The 4,424-nt window shown below is 73.8% G+C and carries 5 protein-coding genes and 1 pseudogene; 5 read left to right on the forward strand and 1 reads right to left on the reverse strand.

The features are described from left to right. Nucleotides 1-133: 133 nt before the first annotated feature. From HMPREF3099_RS12880 to HMPREF3099_RS12890, 4 genes and pseudogenes are all read left to right on the forward strand, one after another. Nucleotides 134-286: a hypothetical protein gene (locus tag HMPREF3099_RS12880; RefSeq protein ID WP_168168473.1), complete on the forward strand. Its 153-nt coding sequence runs from the start codon at nucleotides 134-136 to the stop codon at nucleotides 284-286. After that, nucleotides 283-930, forward strand: coding sequence for a class I SAM-dependent methyltransferase (locus HMPREF3099_RS06910; protein ID WP_070705310.1), 648 nt, complete (start codon nucleotides 283-285; stop codon nucleotides 928-930). The genes HMPREF3099_RS12880 and HMPREF3099_RS06910 overlap by 4 nt, the downstream gene beginning before the upstream one ends. 2 nt (nucleotides 931-932) lie before the next feature. After that, nucleotides 933-1,400, forward strand: a pseudogene (locus tag HMPREF3099_RS13495) (class I SAM-dependent methyltransferase); the annotation flags it as partial. Between the two features lie 465 nt (nucleotides 1,401-1,865). Beyond that, nucleotides 1,866-2,054, forward strand: a complete 189-nt coding sequence (locus HMPREF3099_RS12890) for a VOC family protein (RefSeq protein WP_168168474.1) — start codon at nucleotides 1,866-1,868, stop codon at nucleotides 2,052-2,054. A gap of 17 nt (nucleotides 2,055-2,071) precedes the next feature. Here HMPREF3099_RS12890 and HMPREF3099_RS06920 read toward each other — a convergent pair whose 3' ends face one another. Beyond that, entirely contained in the window at nucleotides 2,072-2,542 is a 471-nt protein-coding gene (locus HMPREF3099_RS06920) for an NUDIX domain-containing protein (RefSeq protein ID WP_070705312.1), read from the reverse strand. A 257-nt stretch (nucleotides 2,543-2,799) separates the two neighbouring features. Between HMPREF3099_RS06920 and HMPREF3099_RS06925 the strand changes: the two genes are divergently transcribed. After that, nucleotides 2,800-4,098 (forward strand): HNH endonuclease, encoded by a 1,299-nt coding sequence (locus HMPREF3099_RS06925; protein WP_070705313.1) that lies wholly within the window; start codon nucleotides 2,800-2,802, stop codon nucleotides 4,096-4,098. Nucleotides 4,099-4,424: the final 326 nt, after the last annotated feature.

Raw genomic sequence — 4,424 nt, forward strand, 5'->3', positions numbered from 1 at the left:
AGCCCCGCACCAGCTGGTGCGGGGCGCCCTCGTGCGTGCTCGGCGGGGCCGGTGTTGCCCGCCGCGGACACGTGGTGCAAGGCTCGAGAGTGGTGGGCGACGGACCGCCCGCCCCGTCCAGAAGGAGACGACCGTGAAGACCATGACCTGCGCCCAGCTGGGTGGCCCCTGCCAGACCGCGCACACCGGGGAGAGCGCCGACGAGATGGCCGCCCGCTGGGCCGACACCGGGGCGTTCAACCAGAAGGTGATGGACGCCGGCCAGTTCGTTTTCGCCGGCGCGTGAGCTCCCCGCACGACCTCGAGGCGATCCGGTCGTCCTACGACCGGGCCGCCGGCGCGTACGTGGACCTGCTGGAGTCCGTGGGCATGGGCGACGTACGCCGCCAGCCGTGGCTGCGCGGGTGCCTCGACGCCTTCGCCGCAGAGGTGCGCCGGTTGGGCCCGGTGCTGGACGCCGGCTGCGGCCCCGGCCAGGTGACCGCCTACCTGGACGGGCTGGGGTTGGAGGTGCGCGGCACGGACCTCTCCCCGGCGATGGTGGAGCACGCGCGGCGACGGCACCCGCACCTGTCCTTCGAGGTGGCGGGCCACACCGAGCTGGAGGTCGAGCCGTCGTCGCTCGGTGGGGTGCTCTTCTGGTGGTCGCTCTTCCACCTGCCCCGCCCGACGGTGGGGGAGGTGCTGTCCCGGGCGGCCGGGTGGCTGGTGCCCGGCGGGATGCTCCTCGTGACCACCCACGCCGGCCACGAGGACGTGCGACGCACCGAGGCGTACGGGGTGCCGGTGGACTGGACGACCCACCGCTGGCAGCCCGAGGAGCTCTCCCGGCTCGTGCGGGAGGCCGGCCTCGAGCCGGTGGCCGACCTGCGTCTGCCGGCCGGGCACGACCACGGCGCCGCCCTCGTGCTCGCCGCCCGCCGGCCGTGAGGATGCGTGACCTCGGGCCGGCGGCCATCCGTGCCCTGACAAGGTTCAACGACCGCCATCCTTGGAGCCACAACGCCCACTTCCACGGTTGGGTCCTGCGGCGCGTGCCCTCGGGGAGTTCCACGGTCGTCGAGATCGGGTGCGGGCGAGGTGAGCTCGCCGTCGCCTTGGCGTGCCGGTCGGCGCAGGTCATCGCCAGTGACACCGATCCGGCGATGCGGGAGGCCACCCTGCAACGGGCGGCGGCACTGGGTGCCACGAACGTGCTCGTAGGGGCTGCCCAGCTCCCGGACCTCCCGAGCGGCTCGGTGGACGCCGTCGTCATGGTCGCGGTGCTCCATCACCTCCCGCTCCGAGAGACCCTCCAGCACGTGAGTCGCGTCCTGGCCCCCGGTGGGCGATTTCTGTGTGTGGGGCTGGCCCGCAGGGAGTCCCACACGGACACCGCGTGGGAGATCGCGTGCGCCATCAGCAACCCCGTCATCGGTGTGGTGAAGCACCCGCTTGCGAACCACGCGCCGGCGGGGCCGCCCCCGTTCCCGGTGCGGAATCCACGGCACTCGCTGCGCGAGGTGCGCGCGGTCGCCCGCGAGAACCTCCCCGGCGCCCGGGTGCGCCGGCGGGAGGCGTTCAGGTACACCCTCGAGTGGACGAGACCCGCCAGCGCCGACGACGAGGGAGGTGAGCGCGACCGTGCGGCATGCTCAGAGGCGTCGGTGCACGGCATCGACACGCTGAGGGCCGGGGACGACATGAAGGCCCCGGTGGCGCAACCCGGTGAAGGGCATGGGCTGGTACCGCGCCGCGAAGAAGGCGTTCAAGGAGCTGCCCGAGGCCTGAGGGGAGTGCGGCGCACGTCACGTGACCACGCATTCCCGCGGGGCCTGATCAGGGGCAGGATGAGAGGCCCCGTCCCTCCACCACCAAGAGACCCAATGCACCGCCCCGTGCAGTTCGAGATCCACGTCACCGACGTCCCCGCAGCCCGTGCCTTCTACGGGGCCGCCCTGGGCTGGACCTTCGAGGACTGGAGCGAGTACGCGGGCATGGCCTGGCAGGGCTCCTTCCGCGACGTGGACGGCAACGTCTTCGGCACCCACCAGCCGGACCCCGAGGCCATCTGAGCTGCAGGACCTCTGACTCAGGGCGTGATGCCCAGCGGCGGGCGCCCGTCCTCGAGGTAGACCACACCCGGTCCGGCGAGCGCCCGCCGCACCCGGCGGCGCACGCGCTTGCGCAGCAGGGCCTCGGCCTCGACGAGTGGGGCGAAGCGGTGCTCGCTGATCTCGCTCTCCTGGAGGACGATCCCCGCGGCCTCGGCGGCGGTGACGGCACCGCAGTCGAAGAGAAAGCGGATCCCCAGCTGCTCGTCGGCCTTGGCGGCCCGCGTGTCCACGGCCACGAGGCGACCACTGGCCACACGCAGGCCGGTCTCCTCGAAGACCTCGCGCTGGCAGCACTCCCAGGGGGTCTCGCCGTCGGCCTCCATGACCCCGCCGGGGATGGTCCAGCCGGACTTGTAGGTGGGCTTGAGGATGAGCAGGCGCCCGGCCTCGTCGGTGATGAGGGCGCCGGCGGAGACGGGGACGGTGGGCAGGGTCCACGAGGTCATGGGGCAAGCGTGCCGCACACCGGGCGGGGCGCTGACATGGCGTCGGTCACGCGGGCGGTGAGGCGAGGGCCGGGGTGGGTGCCCCGTGTCGGTGCTCACGGCAGCGCCCGTCGTCCACAGGCCCGTTCGTGGGGGAGGAGGTTGTCGGTGGAATCTCGTACGGTTGTTCCATCATCGAGAAGGTGTTCGGTGGTCGCCGGGTCGTGGGGGCTCGGCGGGAGCAACCCGCAGGGGGAGTTGTGGAGCAGGAGAGAGCGGTGGGGCAGGTGGTCGACGGCCACGACTGGAGCCAGCCAGCGTTCGACGACCTGGCAGAGCAGGTCCGAGCGGCAGGGGAGCGATGGGGTGACGGTGACCCACCAGCGAGCGCCTTGGTGGACGCCGTCGCCGCCCTGGAACGCCTGGCCACCACCGTCGCGGCGGTGCAGCTGGACGTGGTGGCCGCACTCACCGCCCGGCAGCGGCGCGATGACGCGGCAGCCGGCATCGAGCAGGAGGTGACCGACCGGGCGGTCGCTTCGATGGTGGGGCTGGCCCGGCGCACCTCACCCCACCAGGGTGCCCGGGACCGGGAACTGGCGGCGGTGCTGCGCGCGGAGCTGCCGACGACCCGGCGGGCGATGCTGGAGGGCCACGGCAGCAGGCGACACGCCGAGGTCGTGGCGCGGGGCACGGTCTTCCTGTCGCGGGCGCAGCGTGCGGTCGTCGACGCCGAGTTCGGGCCCCACCTGGGGGACCTCTCAGTGGGTCGGTTGCGCCGCCGGGTGTCGGCCCGAGCCTACGCACTGGACCCCGAGGGGCACGTCGCCCACATCGCACGCCAGCGCGAGGAGCGGCACGTCTCGGTGCGGCCGACGCCGGACACCATGGCCGTGCTCTCGGCCCTGCTGCCGGCCACACAGGCGGTCGCCGTGTGGGGCGCCCTGGACCGGGCCGCCCGCTCACTGCGCGCCGCGGGGGACGAGCGGTCGCTGGCCCAGCTCCGGGCGGACGTGCTCACCGAGCGGGTGACCGGGCAGGCGCTCGCCGACGGACCTGTGGTCGAGCTGCAGGTGGTCGTCCCGGCAGGGGCCGTGTTCGGTGGCGAGGCGGTGCTGGGGGCGCTGACCGACTCCGACGCCCCGGCGACCCTGGTGGGCCACGGCCCCATTCCGGCGCCGATGGCACGGGATCTGGTGCGGCGCGCACAGCGGTGCACGCTCCGGCGGCTGCTCGTGGACCCGGAGTCCGGCACGCTGGTGGACCGTGATGCTCGGCGGCGAACCTTCTCGCGGGCCGACCGCGACCTGTTGGTGGCCCGCGACGAGACGTGCCGGACGCCGTGGTGCGACGCACCGGTGCGCGAGGCCGACCACGTGGAGCCGTGGGCGGCGGGCGGCCCGACCACTCCGGACAACGGACAGGGGTTGTGCCAGCACTGCAACCAGGTGAAGAACCACCCGGCGTGGGACACCGTCCCACAGCTGGACGCCCGCGGGCGGCAGACCTCGGTGGAGACGACCACGCCCTCCGGCCACCGGTACACCAGCCCGACGAGGAGGCTGGTCGGGGCCTGAGATGACCGCCCGGCGGTACCGTCGAGGAGTGGACGACGCGCGGCCCACCCTCGTGGTGGTCAACGGGGTGCCCGGCCCGGGCAAGACCACCGTGGCCGCCGAGCTGGCGTCGCTGCGCCCGCTGACCCTACACGTGGACGTGGACGCGGTGAGGGCCCAGACCCACGGGTGGGAAGCCGACCGATGGCGGCCGCCCTCCTGGCCCGGCAACTCACGGCCGACATGGCCGCCTGCCACCTGCGCGCCGGCCACTCGGTGGTGGTCAGCCAGTTCACGGCGCGCCAGGACCTGGGCGAGCGCCTCGCCGCCGCCGGCAGCCAGACACC

This window comes from Kytococcus sp. HMSC28H12, from assembly GCF_001816045.1.
Classification (GTDB): domain Bacteria; phylum Actinomycetota; class Actinomycetes; order Actinomycetales; family Dermatophilaceae; genus Kytococcus; species Kytococcus schroeteri.